This window comes from Kitasatospora sp. NPDC005748 (genome assembly GCF_040630735.1).
Classification (GTDB): Bacteria; Actinomycetota; Actinomycetes; order Streptomycetales; family Streptomycetaceae; genus Kitasatospora.
Map to the genome: position 1 here is coordinate 37127 of NZ_JBEXYD010000032.1, position 16957 is coordinate 54083.

The following is a 16957-nucleotide window of genomic DNA, read 5'->3' on the forward strand; positions in this document are numbered from 1 at the left end:
GGTGTCAGGCCTCCTTCACGGCGGCAGAGGAGGAGGAGCTGCGACGACGGGTGCTGCGCAGCGGCGGGCGGGCGCCCAGGCGCTTCGGGTCCAGGCCCGACCACGGGTGACCGTCGGAGAAGAACTTCCGGCGGGCCAGCAGGGTGATCAGCGGCTTGGTGAACAGGAAGATCACCACGACGTCGAGCGCGGTGGTCAGGCCCAGCGTGAACGCGAAGCCCTGCACCTTGCCGACCGAGACCAGGTAGAGCACCGCGGCACAGAGGAAGGACACGAAGTCCGACACCAGGATGGTGCGCCGGGCGCGCGGCCAGGCCCGCTGGACCGCCGGGCGCAGCGGGGCGCCCTCGCGGACCTCGTCGCGGATGCGCTCGAAGTAGACGATGAAGGAGTCCGCGGTGATACCGATCGCGACGATCGCGCCGCAGACGGCCGGTAGGTTCAGCGCGAAGCCGATCCCCGCGCCGAGCAGGCTCATGATCGAGTAGGTCAGGATCGCCGAGACGATCAGACCCGCGATCGAGACCAGGCCGAGGCCGCGGTAGTAGACCAGCGAGTAGAGGACCACCAGCACCATGCCGATGAGGCCGGCGACCAGGCCCGCCTTCAGCTGGTCGCCGCCGAGCTGCGGCGAGACGGTGGTGACGTCGTCCGTGGTGAACTCCAGCGGCAGCGCGCCGAAGCTCAGCACGTTGGCGAGGTTCTGCGCCTCCGCCTGGCTGAAGCTGCCGGAGATCACGGCCGAGCCGCCGGGGATGGCGTTGCGCACGTACGGGTGGGAGACGACCTGCCCGTCCAGCACGATGGCGAACTGGTTGGTCGGGTCCGGCTGGGCGGCGAGCTTGCCGGTGACGTCGGTGAAGGCGTCGGTGCCCCGGCCGTTGAACTGCAGCGCGACCTGCCAGCCGGCACCCTGCTGGGTGTCGATGGTGGCCTGCGCCTTGGAGACGTCGGCGCCCTTCACCGCGACCGGGCCGAGGGCGAGCTTGTAGAAGATCCCGCGCTCGTCCTTCTGGGTGCAGGCGACGGTCGGCTGCCCCTCGGACTTCTGCAGGTTCTTGCGCTGCTCGGGCTTGGAGCAGTCGATGGCGGCGAACTCGGCGGCCAGCTCCGGCGGCACGGTGCCCGTGGTCATCGCGGCGGAGAGGTCCGGGTTGACCGGTGCGGTGGGCGCGGGAGCGCTCGGGGTCGCGGCGGCGGGCGCGCTCGGAGCGGTGCTCGCGCTGCCGGTGGCGGCCGGGGTCGGGGTGGCGTCGGCGGCGAGCGCCTCACCGACGGCGCGGCCCTGCTTGGTCGCACTGGCGCTGGGGGCGCCGGCGGACGCGGCGGGCGAGCCGGTGGCCGAGGGGGTCGCGCTCGGGGCGGCGCTGCCGCTCGCCGAGGGGGACGCGCTCGGGGCCGGGGCCTGGACACCGCTCGGGGCGAGGGCGAGGACGGGGCGGAAGTAGAGCTGCGCGGTGGTGCCGACCTGGTCGACCGCGCTCTGCTTGTCACCACCCTTGGGGATGTTGACGATGATGTTCCGGTCGCCCTGGGTCTGGACCTCCGCCTCGGAGACGCCCATCCCGTTGACCCGCTGCTCGATGATCCCGGTGGCGATGTCCATGTTGGACTTGTTGATCGCCTTGGGGTCGGTCGACTTCGCGCTCAAGGTGATGCTGGTACCGCCGGCGAGGTCGATACCCAGGCGGGGCTTGGTGTGGCCCGTCCCGAACATGAGGGCGACCAGTCCGACGGTGACCACCAGGATGAGGGCCAGAGCCCGCCCCGGGTAACCGTCGCGCGGGCGCGACTTGGGTGTTGCCACCTTGCTCGTTTCTCCCTGTCCATGCCACCTCCCCTACCGGACCCCCGTCCGGCTCGTGGCGGACGGGGGCATGGCGGATCTGCGGCCCTGAGATCCTGTGGGCTCGCGGCACTACTGATTGCGCCGCGCGGCCGGGCGGGTGCCCGGCCGTACTACTTGGTCGCGGGACCAGCGCCCTCGACGTCGCCCTTGTCGGCGCTGTCCTTGGTGAGCGTCAGCGGCTTGTCCTCGACCGGCTCGACGTCGGCGTCCTCGGCCTCCGGCTCGGACAGCTCGTCCACGGCGGGGCGACCGTTGATGATCGCGTCGTACTCCTGCGGGTCCAGGACCGCCGCCACCGCGCTCTTGGTGAAGTGGGTGACCACGCCGGGCGCGATCTCCAGCTCGACGGTCTCCTCGTTGACCGCCTTCACCTGGGCGTACAGGCCGCCGATGGTGCGCACTCCCGCCCCGGGCTCCAGCGCGGTCTGCATGCTCGCCTGCTGCTGCTGGCGCTTCTTCTGCGACCGGAACATGAGCACGATCGCGATGATCGGGAGGAGAAGGATGATGAGGTTCACTGCAGCCAGGGTCCTTTACGGGCCGCCGGCCGGCGGCCTGTGTGGTAATGGTCGGCCCGTCAGGTGAGAGGGGCGGTCCGGCGGAGTCTAGGCGACCCCGAACTGATCGGACAACGCCAAGCATCGCATCCTGCCGCCGAAAGTGGCGAGCCTGCGCCTGCACAGATTCCCCGGACTTCTCCCCCGGCTTCTCCGCGCGGACCTGCTCAGGCGTCCGCGCGCCCCGATCGCCCCGGTGTCACCCGTTCAGCCCTCGTCCGCCGGGAAAAGTTCCGACTGGGCCGGTACCGCGCCCCTGGTGGTCTGAACCGGCGGGGTCAGGCCGAGGTGCTGCCACGCGGCGGCGGTGGCGATCCGGCCGCGCGGGGTCCGGGCCAGCAGGCCCTCGCGGACCAGGAACGGCTCGGCGACCTCCTCGACCGTCTCGGACTCCTCACCCACCGCGACCGCCAGGGTCGACAGGCCGACCGGTCCGCCGCCGAACAGCCGCAGCAGCGCGTCCAGCACCGCGCGGTCCAGCCGGTCCAGACCGCGGGCGTCCACCTCGTAGACGTCCAGCGCCCGGGCGGCGATCTCCGGGGTGACCACCCCGTCGTGCCGGACCTGCGCGAAGTCGCGGACCCGGCGCAGCAGCCGGTTGGCGATCCGCGGGGTGCCCCGGGAGCGGCCGGCGATCTCGGCGGCGCCGGCCGGGTCGATCTCGACGTCCAGCAGGGCGGCCGAGCGGTGCACCACCCGCTCCAGCTCGGCGGGCGCGTAGAACTCCATGTGGCCGGTGAAGCCGAACCGGTCGCGCAGCGGCGGCGGCAGCAGCCCGGCCCGGGTGGTCGCGCCGACCAGCGTGAACGGCGGCAGCTCCAGCGGGATGGCGGTGGCGCCCGGGCCCTTGCCGACGATCACGTCGACCCGGAAGTCCTCCATCGCCATGTAGAGCATCTCCTCCGCCGGCCGGGACATCCGGTGGATCTCGTCCAGGAAGAGCACCTCGCCCTCGGAGAGCGAGGAGAGGATCGCGGCCAGGTCGCCGGCGTGCTGGATGGCCGGGCCCGAGGTGATCCGGATCGGGGCGCCCAGCTCGGCCGCGATGATCATGGAAAGGGTGGTCTTGCCGAGCCCGGGCGGACCGCTGAGCAGCACGTGGTCCGGCGCGGTCCCGCGCTGCCGGGCGGCCTGCAGCACCAGGGACAGCTGCTCGCGCACCCGCTCCTGGCCGATGAACTCGTCCAGCTGCTTGGGGCGCAGCGCCGCCTCGACCGCCTGGTCCTCGCCGTCGGCGGCGGCCGTCACCAGCCGGTCGGCCGGGTCGGAGTCGTACGGGCTCATCGGTGCGGGCTCCAATGTCGACAAGGTGACAGATGGTCGGTTCGGTGGAGGGCGGTGGCCGACGCGGCGTCAGCGCGTCCGGTTGAGGGTCCGCAGCGCGGCCCTGAGCAGCGCGCCCACATCGGTGACGGCCTGCGCCTCGGCCTCGGGGGCGACGGCAGTGACCGCCTCGTCCGCCTCGCGCGGCGCGTAGCCGAGGCCGACCAGGGCGGCGTGCAGCTGCTCGCTCCACGGCGCGGGCCCCGCGGCGATCGGCTTCTGGGCCGGGACGCTGCCGTGCGGGGCGCCCAGCTTGTCCTTGTACTCCAACAGCAGCTTGGCGGCCTTCGCCTTGCCGATACCGGGGACGGCGATCAGCGCCTTCTCGTTCCCGGCGGCGACGGCGGCGCGCAGCTCGTCCGGGCTGTGCACGCCGAGCATGGCCTGGGCCAGGCGCGGCCCGACACCGGGCGCGGCCTGGAGGATCTCGAAGACGGCCCGCTCGTCGTCGTCGGCGAAGCCGTACAGCGTGAGCGAGTCCTCCCGGACGACCAGCGAGGTGGCGAGCCGGGCCGGCTCCCCGAGGCGCAGGCCGGCCGCGGTCGCCGGGGTGCACTGGACGGCCATGCCGACGCCGCCGACCTCGACGACGACGGTGCCGCCGCTGACGGCGGCCACCGGCCCTTGGACGAAGGCGATCATCGAGCGGCTCCTCGGGGGGATCGTGCGGAGTACGGGGCCCGGGCGGCGGGCGCGGCCGCGCCGGGCGCGGTCCTGGCGGGCGCCGCCTTGGCGAGCGCCGCGGCGATCCGGTCGCTCGCGCCGCCGCGCCAGATGTGGCAGATGGCCAGCGCCAGCGCGTCGGCGGCGTCGGCCGGCTTGGGCGGGGCGTCCAGTCGCAGCAGCCGCTGCACCATGGCGGTGACCTGGGCCTTGTCGGCCCGGCCGGAGCCGGTGACGGCGGCCTTCACCTCGCTGGGGGTGTGCAGGGTGACGGGGATGCCGCGCCGGGTGGCGCAGAGCATCGCGACCGCGCTGGCCTGCGCGGTGCCCATCACGGTGCGGACGTTGTGCTGGGCGAAGACCCGCTCGACCGCGACCAGGTCGGGCCGATGCTCGTCGAGCCAGCTCTCGATGCCCTGCTCGACCAGCAGCAGCCGGGGCCCGATGTCCGCCTCGGCGGGCGTGCGCACCACCCCGACGCCGACCATCCTCAGCGGCCGGCCCGGCGCGCCGTCGACCACCCCGATCCCGCACCTGGTCAGCCCCGGGTCCACACCCAGTACTCGCACCTCGACCCCGCCTCTCCGAAACGCGCCGCTCGCCGTGGCGACCTGCGAAGGCTACCGCCAGGGTCGGACAGTCCCACCGACGACACCGGCCCGGTGGTCGTGGGACCACCGGGCCGGGGAGTGGGCACGATCACTCGGCGTCGAGCTGCGCACCGACCTCGTCGCTGATGTCGAAGTTGGCGAAGACGTTCTGCACGTCGTCGCTGTCCTCCAGGGCGTCGATCAGCTTCAGGATCTTGCGGGCGCCGTCGACGTCCAGCTCGACCTGCATGCTCGGGAGGAAGTTGGCCTCGGCCGAGTCGTAGTCGACACCGGCGTCCACCAGCGCGGTCCGGACGGCGACCATCTTCGAGGCCTCGGAGACGATCTCGAAGGACTCGCCGAGGTCGTTGATCTCCTCGGGCTCCTGGTCGAGGACGACCTCGAACAGCTTGTCCTCGTCGACGCCGTCGGCCTTGGGGACGATCACGACGCCCTTGCGGTTGAACAGGTACGAGACCGAGCCCGGGTCGGCCATCGAGCCGCCGTTGCGGGTCATCGCCACGCGCACGTCGGAGGCGGCGCGGTTGCGGTTGTCGGTGAGGCACTCGATGAGGACGGCGACACCGTTCGGGCCGTAGCCCTCGTACATGATCGTCGAGTAGTCGGCCCCGCCGGCCTCCGCGCCCGAGCCGCGCTTGACGGCGCGGTTGATGTTGTCGATCGGGACGGAGCTCTTCTTCGCCTTCTGGATGGCGTCGTACAGCGTGGGGTTGCCGGCCGGGTCGCCGCCGCCGGTGCGCGCCGCCACCTCGATGTTCTTGATCATCTTGGCGAAGAGCTTGCCGCGCTTGGCGTCGATCACGGCCTTCTTGTGCTTGGTGGTAGCCCACTTAGAGTGGCCGGACATCGCCAGCTCCTTTACGTCGCCAAAGGGAAATGAACAGGACGGATCTTACCGGTGCCGCCGCCGGTGGGGTGCACACGGTCCGCGTGCGGCGGCGAAGCGTTACCGGGCCGCCGCCGCCAGGTGCTCCTCGACCATCCGCACGAAGTAGCCGTGCACCCGGTGGTCGCCGGTGAGCTCGGGGTGGAAGGAGGTCGCCAGCAGGTTGCCCTGGCGGACGGCGACGACGCGGCTCTCCGGACCGTCGGCGGCCGGCAGCTCGGCCAGTACCTCGACGCCCGCGCCGACGGCCTCGACCCAGGGGGCGCGGATGAACACGCCGTGCACCGGGGCGTCGTCCAGGCCGCGGAAGGCGATGCCGGACTCGAAGGACTCGTTCTGGCGGCCGAAGGCGTTGCGGCGCACGGTCATGTCGATGCCGCCCACGGTCTCCTGGTCGTCGCGGCCGTCCAGGATCTTGTCGGCCAGCATGATCATGCCCGCGCAGGTGCCGTAGACCGGCATGCCCCCGGCGACCCGCTCGCGCAGCGGGTCCATCACGCCGAACAGCAGGGCCAGCTTGGACATGGTGGTGGACTCCCCGCCGGGGATCACCAGCGCGTCGACCTCGGCCAGCTCCTCGGCACGGCGCACCGGGCGGGCGAGCGCGTCGGCCTCGGCCAGCGCGACCAGGTGCTCGCGGACATCGCCCTGCAGGGCGAGGACGCCGATGACTGGAGTGCTCACGGTCTCAAACCTCTTCGATCGTTACGTCGTGTGTACGTGGCGCGGCCCGCCGCGCGCCGAGGCGCTGCGGCGGGCCGGCGCTTGGCGCGGGGCCGACTACCAGCCGCGGTTGGCGTAGCGCTCGCTCTCGGGAAGGGTGTCGCAGTTGATGCCGACCATGGCCTCGCCCAGGTTGCGGGAGGCGTCCGCGATGATCTTCGGGTCGTCGAAGAAGGTGGTGGCCTTGACGATCGCGGCGGCACGCTTGGCCGGGTCGCCCGACTTGAAGATGCCGGAGCCGACGAAGACGCCCTCGGCACCGAGCTGGCGCATCAGCGCGGCGTCGGCCGGGGTGGCCACACCACCGGCGGAGAACAGCACGACCGGCAGCTTGCCGAGCTCGGCGACCTCCTTGACCAGCTCGTACGGAGCGCGCAGCTCCTTGGCGGCGGCGAACAGCTCGTTGTTGTCGTAGCCGCGCAGCCGGGCGATCTCGTTCTTGATCTGGCGCAGGTGGCGGACCGCCTCGACGACGTTGCCGGTGCCGGCCTCGCCCTTGGAGCGGATCATGGCCGCACCCTCGGCGATGCGGCGCAGGGCCTCGCCCAGGTTGGTGGCACCACAGACGAACGGCGTGGTGAACGCCCACTTGTCCGAGTGGTTCACCTCGTCGGCCGGGGTCAGCACCTCGGACTCGTCGATGTAGTCCACGCCGAGCGACTGCAGGACCTGGGCCTCGACGAAGTGGCCGATCCGGGACTTCGCCATGACCGGGATCGAGACCGCGGCGATGATCTCCTCGATCATGTTCGGGTCCGACATGCGCGCGACGCCGCCGTCCTTGCGGATGTCGGCGGGCACCCGCTCCAGCGCCATGACGGCGACAGCGCCGGCATCCTCGGCGATCTTGGCCTGCTCGGCGTTGACCACGTCCATGATCACACCGCCCTTGAGCTGCTCGGCCATGCCGCGCTTGACCCGGGCGGTACCGATCTGCGGCTGGTCTGCGGTGGTGGGGGTGGTGGACACGTGAGACCTCACTCGAAGATGAACCAGTGCTATCGCCCTATGGTAGGCGGAAGAAATGGTCTTTCCATGCGCCATCAAGTCCAGGCTGGCCGACGGGATACGACAAACAGGCCGGATCCGGGCACACCCGGTCCGGCCTGTGAGACGCCCGCTCCTCAGGCCGGAGCACCCTCCGGGGTCAGCGCCGACGGCGGGGCGTCGTCCATCTCGAAGGCCATCGGGAACGGTGCCTTGCCCGCCAGCCGGAAGTAGCGCACCAGCCGGTGTTCGCGCACCGCCCGGGCCGCACGCACCGCGTCGTTGTGGAACCGCCGCGCCATCGGCACCCGGCGCACCGCGGCCGTCAGCTCCTTGACCGCCTCCTCGCCGCCCGGCTCGGCCACCAGCACCGCGACCTGCTCCGGCTCGGCGAACACCGCCCGCAGCGCCATGCTCAACTGGCTCTCCGCCACCTCGCGCTGCTCGTCGTCGGCCTGCCGGGCCGCGTGCGCCGCGTCCAGCAGCAGCAGCGAGGCCGCCGGGTCCAGCAGCGAGGAGGCCGCCAGCTCGATCGCGACCGAGGCCCGCCGGACCAGCTGCGCGTCCAGCGCCGCCCGGGCGGCGTCGATCCGGGCGTGCAGCCGGTCCAGTCGGCCGGCCGTCCAACTCAGGTACATGCCGAACAGCACCACGGCCACGGCGGCCCAGATCCAGGTAGTCACGGGGCGCTACGCTACCGGGTGCCCGGCGTCAGCCCTCGGCGGTGGCACTCCGGTAGCTGGCGCGGTCGATGTCCTCGACGTTCACCGCGGTGAACAGCCGGGTGCCCGGCGCCGGCGCGATCCGCTCCGCCAGCAGCGCCAGCACGGCGTCGCCGAGCGCCGCCTTCGCCTCCGGGGTACGGCCCGGGAAGATCTGGAACTCGACGTACACCTGGGCGTCGCCCGCGCCCTCGCCGTCCTCGACGCCCACCACGAACTCCCGCACCTCGCGGAAGACCGTCTTGCACGCCTCCGGGCTCGCGTCGATGGTCTTCACCACCAGCCGGTTGATCGCCAGGCCCAGCGCACGCCGGTCGAAGGCGCCGGACAGGCTCGGGGAGTAGTCGACGGAGATCTGCGGCATCCGGTGCCTCCAGGGTCACGATGATCGGTGGTTCAGGCAGCCCAACCCCGGACGGCCCCCGCCGATTCCCGGCCGACCGGCCCCCGGACGCCGGAGGTCAGTCCCGGGCCAGCCCGAACCGCCCGCGCCGGCCGCCGCGCTCGTCCTCGCCGACCACCGCCACCGCGCCGGCCGTCACCGTCTCGTACACCGACAGGATGTCCGCACCGACCGTCGACCAGTCGAACCGCCGCACGTGCCGGGACGCCGCCTTGCGCAGCTCCTCCAGGCGACCCGGGTCCCCCAGCAGCCGCAGTGCCGCCGCGGCCAGCGCGTCCGCGTCCTCCACCGGGAACAGCTCCCCCGCGTCCCCGCCGTCCAGCACCTGCTTGAACGCGTCCAGGTCGCTCGCCAGCACCGGGGCGCCCGCCGACATCGCCTCCACCAGGATGATCCCGAAGCTCTCGCCACCGGTGTTCGGCGCCACGTACAGGTCGACGCTGCGCAGCAGCCGGGCCTTGTCCCGGTCGCTCACCATGCCGAGGAACTCCACCTGCGCGCGGACCTCCGGCGCCAGGCCGGCGACCGCCTCCTCCTCGTCGCCCTTGCCGGCCACCAGCAGCCGCACCCCCGGCCGCTCGGCCAGGATCCGCGGCAGGGCCGCCAGCAGCGTCGGCAGGCCCTTGCGCGGCTCGTTGATCCGGCCGATGAAACCGATCGTGCCGGGCTCGCCGGACGCCGCCCCACCCGTCCAGCGCGCGTCCGGCTCCGCCTCCGCGAAGAAGCCGACGTCCACCCCGTTGGGAATCACCACCGCGTCCCCGCCCAGGTGCTCCACCAGGGTCCGCCGGGCGTACTCGCTCACCGCGATCCGCGCCCGCATCTTCTCCAGGCCGGGCTGCAGGATCGGCGAGGCCGCGATCATCGCCCGCGACCGCGGATTGGACGTGTGGAAGGTGCCGACCATCGGCCCCGACGCCGACCAGGCGGCCAGCATCGACAGGCTCGGCGAGGCCGGCTCGTGCACGTGCAGGATGTCGAACCGGCCCTCGTTCAGCCAGCGCCGGACCCTGGCCGCCGAGAGGATGCCGAAGCTCAGCCGCGCGACCGAGCCGTTGTACGGCACCGCCACCGCCCGCCCCGCCGAGACCACGTACGGCGGCAGCGCCTCGTCGTCCTCCGCGGGCGCCAGCACCGACACCTCGTGGCCGAGGCCGATCAGGTGCTCGGCCAGGTCCCGGATGTGGAACTGCACCCCGCCGGGAACGTCCCAGTCGTACGGGCAGACGATGCCGATCTTCACTGGTTCCTCGTGATCCTGTAGGTGCGGCGGGTGCGGCGGGTCAGGGCCCGGAGGCCTCGGCGGCGGGCTCGCCGGCCGGAGCGGGGCGGGCGGCGCCGGCCGGCCGCGCCGGCTCCTCCACCGCCGCGCGGACCGGCAGGTCCGCCAGCCAGAACCGCTGCAGCATGTGCCAGTCCTCGGGGTGCTCGCGGATCCCCTGCTCCCAGACGTCAGCCATGGCCTGCACCATCGCCTGGGTCTTCTCCTTGCGGTCCCCCTCCGGCGGCGGAACGATCTCGGGGTGGATCCGCGCCCGCAGCAGCGGGCCGTCGTACCAGAGCGAGACCGGCAGCAGCGCCGCCCCGGTCCGCTGGCAGAGCGCCGCCGGACCGGCCGGCATCCTGGTCGCCTCCCCGAAGAAGGACACCTCGATCCCGGCCTCCGAGAGGTCCCGGTCGCCGACCAGGCAGACCAGCTTCCCCTCCCGCAGCCGGCGGGCCAGCGTACCGACGACGTTCACCCCGCCGCCGGTCAACGCGAGCACCTCCATGCCCAGGCTCTCCCGGAACGCCACGAAGCGGTCGAACAGCTTCTCGGGCTTCAGCCGCTCCGCGACCGTGGTGAACGGGTACCCCTCCAGCGCCACCCAGGCGCCCGCGAGGTCCCAGTTCCCCATGTGCGGCAAGGCGACGACCGCGCCGCGGCCGGACTCCATCGCCTCCCGCAGCTGCTCGAAGCCGGCCACCTGCACATCCCGGGCCACCCGCTGCCGGCTCCACACCGGCAACCGGAAGGACTCCATCCAGTACCGCATGTACGACCGCATCCCGGCCCGCGACAACTCCCGCAGCCCGGCCTCGTCCAGCCCCGGCCGGACCCGCCGCAGGTTCGCCTCCAGCTGGAGCACCCGCTTGCCGCGCCTGCGCCAGGCGAAGTCGGCGATCCGGTCGAACAGGCCCCGCGCCACCGGCTCCGGCAGGTGCCGCAGCACCGCCCAGCCCGACGCGTAGGCCGAGTACACCAGTCGGTCCTTCACCGAAGGCCCGCCCCCCATCAGCTCCCGGCCGCCGCTCGGTCGGCCTCGAACGCCTCGCGGCGCACCGTCAGCATCCGCTGGAACACCGTGACCAGGCTGCCCGCGGCCACCAGCCACAGCGCCACCGGCAACAGCCACTCCACATAGGGCACCCCGAAGGTGTGCAGACCCGTGACGCCGGCCGCGACCAGACTGATCACCAGCCGCTCGGCCCGCTCCACCAGCCCCGACACATCACACGGCAGCCCCTGGCTCTCCGCCCGCGCCTTGGTGTACGAGACCACCAGGCCGCTGGCCAGGCAGAAGATCGCCACGGCACAGAGCAGGTCGTTGTCGCCCCCGCCCGCGTACCACATCGCCAGCCCGCCGAAGATCGCGGCGTCCGCGACCCGGTCCAGCGTGGAGTCCAGGAAGGCACCCCACTTGGTGGACCGGCCCAGCTGCCGCGCCATGTTCCCGTCCACCAGGTCCGAGAAGATGAACAGCGTGATCGTGATGGTGCCCCAGAAGAACTCCCCACGCGGGAAGAACACCAGCGCACCGGCGACCGAACCGGCGGTACCGATCAGCGTCACGGCGTCCGGGCTCACACCCAGCCGGATCAGGAACGCGGCGAACGGGGTCAGGACACGTGTGAAGAAGGCACGCGCGTATTTGTTGAGCATGGCCTTCCGGACCGCTCCGATCTCCCTGGTACCCGCCTGCGGCGGAGTACGCGGCAGACGGCCGGACGGATCAGCCCACCCGGCGCACCCATCGTAGCCACGCCCGCGACACCCCTCCGCGCACCGCACCGCCCGCCCGCCCCCACCGCCCGCCCTCCCGCGACCCCTGGCGCACGGCCGCACACACCCGGTCACCGCGAACCCCCAGAACACGCGCCCCCGCGAACACCGCCCCTAGACTTTTCACGTCAGCCTCGGCGCGACGGGAGGAGACCCCGATGCCCGACCGCAGCACCGCACGATCCGGCCAGGCGCCCAGCGTCACCGACCCCGGACAGCTGCGCAACGTCGTCCTCATCGGCTGCAGCGGCGTGGGCAAGACCACCCTCGCCGAATCCCTCGCCCTCACCGCCGGCGCCCTCGGCCGGGCCGGCCGCGTCACCGACGGCAACACCGTCTCCGACCACGAGGACATCGAGCACCAGCAGCAGCGCTCCGTCCAGCTCTCGCTGCTCCCCCTCGAATGGAACGGCGTCAAGGTCAACCTGATCGACCCGCCCGGCCACCCCGACTTCACCGCCGACCTGCGGGCCGCCCTGCACGCCGCCGACGGCGCCGTCTTCGTCGTCTCGGCCACCGACCCGGTCACCACCCCCACCCGCGCCCTCTGGCGCGAGTGCGCCGCCGAAGGCATCCCCCGCGCCATCGCCGTCGCCAAGTTCGACATCGCCCGCAGCGACTTCGACGACATCCTCACGGCCTGCCACGATGCCTTCGGGCTCGGCCCGGACACCCTGCGCCCGCTCTTCCTCCCCGTCCACCACGACGGCCACCCCGCCGGCACCGTCGACCTGCTCACCGGCCGCACCTACGGCGAGGCCGAACCGCTGCCCGACACCGGCCCCGCCCGCGAGAGCCTCGTCGAAGCCATCTCCGGCCAGGACGACACCCTCATGGAGCGCTACCTCGCCGGCGAACCGCTCGACGCCGACGCCCTCGAAGCCGGTCTGCGCCGCGAAGTCCTCGCCTGCGCCCTGCACCCCGCCCTGCCCACCACCGACCGCGGCCTCGGCTCGGCCGAACTCCTCGACCTCATCACCACCGCGTTCCCCGACCCCACCGAACGCACCCGCCCCGGCCCCGACTGCGACCCCGACGCCCCCCTCGCCGCCCAGGTCGTCCGCGTCACGGCCGACGCCTACGTCGGCCGGATCAGCCTGCTGCGGATCTACGCCGGCACCCTGCGCCCCGACACCCACATCCACCTCACCGGCCCCGACCACCCCGAGGACCAGACCGGCGACGAACGCGTCACCGGCCTCACCAGCCCGTTCGGCAAGCTCCAGCGGCCCGTCCCGCACGCCGTCGCCGGAGACCTCGTCTGCGCCGCCAAGGTCAGCACCGCCCGCCCCGGCGACACCGTCCACGAACCCGGCCACCCCGTGAAGCTCGACGGCTGGCCACTGCCCGAACCGCTCCTGCCGATCGCCATCGAGGCGCACGGCAAGGGCGACGACGACCGGCTCTCCCAGGCCCTCGCCCGGCTCACCGCCGAAGACCCGGCGCTGCGCCTGGAACAGAACCCCGACACCCACCAGCTGGTCCTCTGGTGCACCGGCGAGGCCCACGCCGAGGTCGTCCTCGACCGGCTCCGCGGCCGGCACGGCGTCCACGTCGACACCGTCGAACCCAAGGTCGCCCTGCGCGAGACCTTCGGCACCGCCGCCGCCGGCCACGGCCGACTGGTCAAGCAGTCCGGCGGCCACGGCCAGTACGCGATCTGCGAGCTGGAGGTCGAACCGCTGCCGGCCGGCGCCGGCTTCGAGTTCCGGGAACACGTCGTCGGCGGCGCCGTGCCCAAGCACTTCATCCCCTCGGTGGAGAAGGGCGTCCGCGCCCAGCTCGCCAAGGGCGTCGGCGCCGGGTACCCGCTCGTCGACATCCGGGTCACCCTCACCGACGGCAAGGCGCACTCCGTCGACTCCTCCGACTCCGCCTTCCAGAACGCCGCCGCCCTCGCCCTGCGCGACGCCGCGGAACACGCCGTCATCCGACTGCTCGAACCGGTCTCCGCGGTCAGCGTCCTGCTGCCCGACGACTACCTCGGCGCCGTCCTCGGCGACCTCTCCGCCCGCCGCGGCCGGGTCCTCGGCACCGAGACCGGCGGCCCGGGCCTCACCCTGCTCCGCGCCGAGGTCCCCGAGCTCGAACTCGCCCGCTACCCCGTCGACCTGCGCTCCCTCACCCACGGCACCGCCGAGTTCTCCCGCGCCCATCTGCGCCACGAACCCATGCCCGCCGCCCTCGCGGCCAAGCACACCGCCTGACGGTCCCGCGGCCTCAGCGCCTCGGCAGCGCGCAGGCCGGCGTCCCGCCCGGCATCCGGTGCCGGTTCTTCGCCACCCAGCGGTACAGCACGTCCGCGAGCGGCCGCACCGGCGCCAGCGCCAGTACCCCGCCCAGGTACGCCCAGACCCCGCCCGACCGCATCAGCAGCCGCGCCACCGCCTGCGCACCGCCGTACACCCGGCCGGCCGGCGTCACCCAGAGCACCTCGCGCCCGGCCCGCTCCCAGGACACCTCGCCGCGCCCGCCGGCCAGCGCGTCCAGCCCGGCGAGATCCGCGAACTGGAACGGCTCCGCCTCCCAGCCGCCCGACGCCAGGGTCTGGCGCAGGTACCGCTCCGCCCAGCCGGCACACGTGGTGCAGAACGCGCAGTCCCCGTCGAAAACCAGCACCGGATCCTTCATCACGGCTCCCTCCGTACGGCCCATGCGCCCATCGTGCACCATTGCGCCCGTCCACCCCCCGCACACGGGTATCGCACGGCGCAAAGGTGGGCATCATGCCCCACGAGCGCGTACTGGCCCGAACGTGACGGCACTTCAGACGATCATCCGCGCGCCGGTACCGCGGCGCGGTAACCTGCCGCTGACAAGGGGAGGAGGGGAAGCCACCGTGACGACACTCGACATGACCCCGGGTGCGCAGATACCCCGGACCGACACCGGCCCGCAGACCGCCGTCACCCAGGCGCTCTCCTCGGCCGCCTACCGCGACGGCGAGGTCCGCGGCTTCGTCGAGACCGTCGCCAACGCCACCGAGAAGAAGGGCCGCTTCGCCCTCTTCCGCCCCAACCTCGGCGAGGCCTTCAGCCGCGCCGTGATCGGACGCACCCTCGGCGGCGACCGCAAGCCCCTCGTCCCGTCCTTCGGCATCGACACCCGGCAGATCGTCGAGCACTGCCTGGCCGCCGAGGACCTGCGCGCCGCCCGGGACCGCCGGCTCACCACCGTCACCCTCGTCACCGGTCTGCTCTTCCTGCCCGGCGCCCTGGTCTGGCTCGGCGCCTTCCAGCTCCGCGCCTGGCTCAAGCGGGACAGCCCCAGGAACGCCGGCGTCGTCGGCGCGGTGGTCCTCCTCGTGGCGGCCGCCGTCGGCGTGCTGCTCGCCCTCAAGCCGCCCGCCGGCGGCCTGTTGGGCGTCTACCTGCGCGTCGTGATGCTCGCACCGGTCGTCGGCTGGTACCTCGCCAAGCGCATCGTCGTCGGCACCGCCGTCGACCTGCGCAACCGCTGGCGCGACCTCGTCGAGGGCAACGCCGTGGCCGCGACCGTCCCCATGGCCGTCCCGCGCGACGACCTGGACAAGAAGGCCGCCGACCTGCGCGCCAAGCTCGGCCGGCTCGAAGCCGAGCAGGACACCAACATCCAGCACTACGCCGGTCCCAAGGGGATCCTCGGCGCCGGCCGGCGCTGGGGCGAGTGGAAGATGGTCGACGCCCTGCGCCCGGCCGAGGGCCACGCCGACTTCCGCGCGTTCCACCCCTGGGACCTCGTCCGCAAGATCGCCGGGCACCTCAAGGGCCTCGGCATCAGTGAGGTCGCCAACAGCGGCATTCCCAACGTCGCCGTCAAGCAGTGGGTGGTCTTCGAGGTCGGCGAGGGCGCCGACGAGATCGGCCGCCCCGGCAACGCCGACATGGACGGCGACCGGATGCGCGACTTCGCCGTCCAGGCCATAGCGGACAAGCAGACCTTCCCCGGCGGCCCCCGGCACTACCTCGCCACCCAGTTCGTCACCCACGACGGCAAGCTGGTGCTCACCTTCACCGTCACCGTCGTCCTGCTCGCGCACACCATGAACGTCAGCGTGGCCGGCTACGCGCTCGGCCCGGTCAACGGCGTCTTCTCCGACAAGCCCAAGGACAAGGAGAAGTCCGTCCCGAAGAGCCTGAAGTTCTGGGAGGAGCGGACGGTCAAGCTCCCGCTGATCGACAACGACGAGGTGGTCCGGCAGGCCGTCCGCGCCCCCCTCCACCGCAGCCCCGGACTGCTCGCCTGGCTCGGCGGCGGCCTCGGCCTGCCCGAGCCGTTCGGCCTGCGCCACGTCTGGGCCGCACCGCCCTGGAACACCCGGTCGATGACCGACAACGCGCTCAACGCCGCCACCCCGGTGCTCACCGCCGTCCACGCGGCCGTGCTGGAGTTCCTGGAGGAGCACGACCTCGACACCGAGCGCTTCTTCAAGAACCGCGCCTCGATCATCAAGTCCGAGGCGCAGGGCACCCGGCCCTACAAGGTCGACCAGTACGACGCGGGCTGAGCGGCCCGACGCAGAGCAGGGGAAAGGGGCCCACCGGTTCTCCGGCGGGCCCCTTTCCCTGTGGTCCAGCCCTGTGGTCCAGCCCTGCGGTTCAGCCCTGCGGCCAGGCCTCGGCCAGCATCTTGCGGGTGTCCGCCAGCAGCTGCGGCAGCACCTTGGTGTGGCCGACCACCGGCATGAAGTTGGTGTCCCCGCCCCAGCGCGGCACCACGTGCTGGTGCAGGTGCGCCGCGATCCCGGCGCCCGCCGCCGCGCCCTGGTTCATCCCGATGTTGAACCCGTGCGCGCCCGAGGCCGCCCGCAGCGCCGCCATCGCCTTCTTGGTGAACACGGCCAGCTCGGCCGTCTCCGCGTCGTCCAGCTCGGTGTAGTCCGCGACGTGCCGGTACGGGACCACCATCAGGTGCCCGCCGTTGTACGGGTACAGGTTGAGCACCGCGAACACGGAGTTCCCGCGCGCGACGACCAGCCCTTCCTCGTCGCTCAGCGACGGGATCGAGCAGAACGGACAACCGTCGTCCGGAGCCGGACCGGTGGGCTTGTTCTCGCCCTGGATGTAGGCCATCCGATGGGGGGTCCACAGGCGGCGGAAGCCGTCCGGCTCGCCGACGCCCCGCTGCAGTTCCGGCTCAGTCGTCATGCTGATCAGCATATTCGCCCGGCGTGGCTTGCAAAGCAGTGCGGGGCAGACTCCGTGTGGAGAC

The 16957-nt window shown here is 72.7% G+C and carries 17 protein-coding genes; 2 read left to right on the forward strand and 15 right to left on the reverse strand.

Going from position 1 to position 16957, the window contains the following annotated elements:
- Positions 1-4: 4 nt before the first annotated feature.
- The 13 genes from secD to pgsA form a co-directional block, all read right to left on the reverse strand.
- Entirely contained in the window at positions 5-1717 is a 1713-nt protein-coding gene (gene secD, locus ABZ495_RS22480) for a protein translocase subunit SecD (RefSeq protein WP_359837736.1), read from the reverse strand.
- A gap of 242 nt (positions 1718-1959) precedes the next feature.
- Positions 1960-2367, reverse strand: coding sequence for a preprotein translocase subunit YajC (gene yajC, locus ABZ495_RS22485; protein WP_329486816.1), 408 nt, complete (start codon positions 2365-2367; stop codon positions 1960-1962).
- Between the two features lie 246 nt (positions 2368-2613).
- Positions 2614-3690: a Holliday junction branch migration DNA helicase RuvB gene (gene ruvB / locus ABZ495_RS22490; protein WP_329486817.1), complete on the reverse strand. Its 1077-nt coding sequence runs from the start codon at positions 3688-3690 to the stop codon at positions 2614-2616.
- A gap of 69 nt (positions 3691-3759) precedes the next feature.
- Positions 3760-4371, reverse strand: coding sequence for a Holliday junction branch migration protein RuvA (gene ruvA / locus ABZ495_RS22495; protein WP_329486818.1), 612 nt, complete (start codon positions 4369-4371; stop codon positions 3760-3762).
- Positions 4368-4961 (reverse strand): crossover junction endodeoxyribonuclease RuvC, encoded by a 594-nt coding sequence (gene ruvC / locus ABZ495_RS22500; protein WP_329486819.1) that lies wholly within the window; start codon positions 4959-4961, stop codon positions 4368-4370. Before ruvC ends, ruvA begins: the two co-directional genes overlap by 4 nt.
- Positions 4962-5091: 130 nt before the next feature.
- Positions 5092-5850 (reverse strand): YebC/PmpR family DNA-binding transcriptional regulator, encoded by a 759-nt coding sequence (locus ABZ495_RS22505; protein ID WP_329486820.1) that lies wholly within the window; start codon positions 5848-5850, stop codon positions 5092-5094.
- A 99-nt stretch (positions 5851-5949) separates the two neighbouring features.
- Positions 5950-6573, reverse strand: a complete 624-nt coding sequence (pdxT, locus tag ABZ495_RS22510; protein WP_329486821.1) for a pyridoxal 5'-phosphate synthase glutaminase subunit PdxT — start codon at positions 6571-6573, stop codon at positions 5950-5952.
- A gap of 96 nt (positions 6574-6669) precedes the next feature.
- Positions 6670-7581: a pyridoxal 5'-phosphate synthase lyase subunit PdxS gene (gene pdxS, locus ABZ495_RS22515; protein ID WP_329486822.1), complete on the reverse strand. Its 912-nt coding sequence runs from the start codon at positions 7579-7581 to the stop codon at positions 6670-6672.
- Positions 7582-7736: 155 nt separating this feature from the next.
- The gene (locus ABZ495_RS22520) at positions 7737-8282 is read right to left on the reverse strand and encodes a hypothetical protein (RefSeq protein ID WP_329486823.1); all 546 of its coding nucleotides are present in this window, start codon (positions 8280-8282) and stop codon (positions 7737-7739) included.
- Positions 8283-8310: 28 nt separating this feature from the next.
- Positions 8311-8685: an isomerase gene (locus tag ABZ495_RS22525; RefSeq protein ID WP_359808760.1), complete on the reverse strand. Its 375-nt coding sequence runs from the start codon at positions 8683-8685 to the stop codon at positions 8311-8313.
- Between the two features lie 97 nt (positions 8686-8782).
- The gene (locus ABZ495_RS22530) at positions 8783-9967 is read right to left on the reverse strand and encodes a glycosyltransferase family 4 protein (protein ID WP_359837699.1); all 1185 of its coding nucleotides are present in this window, start codon (positions 9965-9967) and stop codon (positions 8783-8785) included.
- 40 nt (positions 9968-10007) lie between these two features.
- The gene (locus ABZ495_RS22535; RefSeq protein WP_359808764.1) at positions 10008-11000 is read right to left on the reverse strand and encodes a phosphatidylinositol mannoside acyltransferase; all 993 of its coding nucleotides are present in this window, start codon (positions 10998-11000) and stop codon (positions 10008-10010) included.
- Positions 11000-11647, reverse strand: coding sequence for a phosphatidylinositol phosphate synthase (gene pgsA, locus ABZ495_RS22540; RefSeq protein WP_359808765.1), 648 nt, complete (start codon positions 11645-11647; stop codon positions 11000-11002). Before pgsA ends, ABZ495_RS22535 begins: the two co-directional genes overlap by 1 nt.
- Positions 11648-11925: 278 nt before the next feature.
- Here pgsA and ABZ495_RS22545 point away from each other — a divergent pair, with 278 nt between their 5' ends.
- Positions 11926-13974, forward strand: a complete 2049-nt coding sequence (locus ABZ495_RS22545; RefSeq protein ID WP_359837701.1) for an elongation factor G-like protein EF-G2 — start codon at positions 11926-11928, stop codon at positions 13972-13974.
- Positions 13975-13987: 13 nt separating this feature from the next.
- On the opposite strand, the gene ABZ495_RS22550 is transcribed toward ABZ495_RS22545, so the two are convergent.
- Positions 13988-14422 carry a DUF393 domain-containing protein gene (locus tag ABZ495_RS22550; protein WP_359837704.1) on the reverse strand — a complete coding sequence of 145 codons (435 nt, stop codon included), beginning with the start codon at positions 14420-14422 and terminating at the stop codon, positions 13988-13990.
- A gap of 184 nt (positions 14423-14606) precedes the next feature.
- On the opposite strand from ABZ495_RS22550, the gene ABZ495_RS22555 reads away from it, so the two are divergent.
- Positions 14607-16253, forward strand: a complete 1647-nt coding sequence (locus tag ABZ495_RS22555) for a hypothetical protein (protein WP_359837707.1) — start codon at positions 14607-14609, stop codon at positions 16251-16253.
- A gap of 91 nt (positions 16254-16344) precedes the next feature.
- Here the strand turns inward: ABZ495_RS22555 and ABZ495_RS22560 are convergent, their stop codons facing one another.
- The gene (locus tag ABZ495_RS22560; protein ID WP_329486834.1) at positions 16345-16905 is read right to left on the reverse strand and encodes an HIT domain-containing protein; all 561 of its coding nucleotides are present in this window, start codon (positions 16903-16905) and stop codon (positions 16345-16347) included.
- Positions 16906-16957 lie beyond the last annotated feature (52 nt).

Excerpts from the sequence above, each read along its gene's own strand:
- secD (WP_359837736.1), bottom strand. The coding sequence starts at position 1,717 with ATGTTCGGGACGGGCCACACCAAGCCCCGCCTGGGTATCGACCTCGCC.
- ruvB (WP_329486817.1), bottom strand. The coding sequence starts at position 3,690 with ATGAGCCCGTACGACTCCGACCCGGCCGACCGGCTGGTGACGGCCGCC.
- ruvA (WP_329486818.1), bottom strand. The coding sequence starts at position 4,371 with ATGATCGCCTTCGTCCAAGGGCCGGTGGCCGCCGTCAGCGGCGGCACC.
- ABZ495_RS22505 (WP_329486820.1), bottom strand. The coding sequence starts at position 5,850 with ATGTCCGGCCACTCTAAGTGGGCTACCACCAAGCACAAGAAGGCCGTG.
- ABZ495_RS22525 (WP_359808760.1), bottom strand. The coding sequence starts at position 8,685 with ATGCCGCAGATCTCCGTCGACTACTCCCCGAGCCTGTCCGGCGCCTTC.
- ABZ495_RS22535 (WP_359808764.1), bottom strand. The coding sequence starts at position 11,000 with ATGGGGGGCGGGCCTTCGGTGAAGGACCGACTGGTGTACTCGGCCTAC.
- pgsA (WP_359808765.1), bottom strand. The coding sequence starts at position 11,647 with ATGCTCAACAAATACGCGCGTGCCTTCTTCACACGTGTCCTGACCCCG.
- ABZ495_RS22545 (WP_359837701.1), top strand. The coding sequence starts at position 11,926 with ATGCCCGACCGCAGCACCGCACGATCCGGCCAGGCGCCCAGCGTCACC.
- ABZ495_RS22550 (WP_359837704.1), bottom strand. The coding sequence starts at position 14,422 with ATGGGCCGTACGGAGGGAGCCGTGATGAAGGATCCGGTGCTGGTTTTC.
- ABZ495_RS22560 (WP_329486834.1), bottom strand. The coding sequence starts at position 16,905 with ATGCTGATCAGCATGACGACTGAGCCGGAACTGCAGCGGGGCGTCGGC.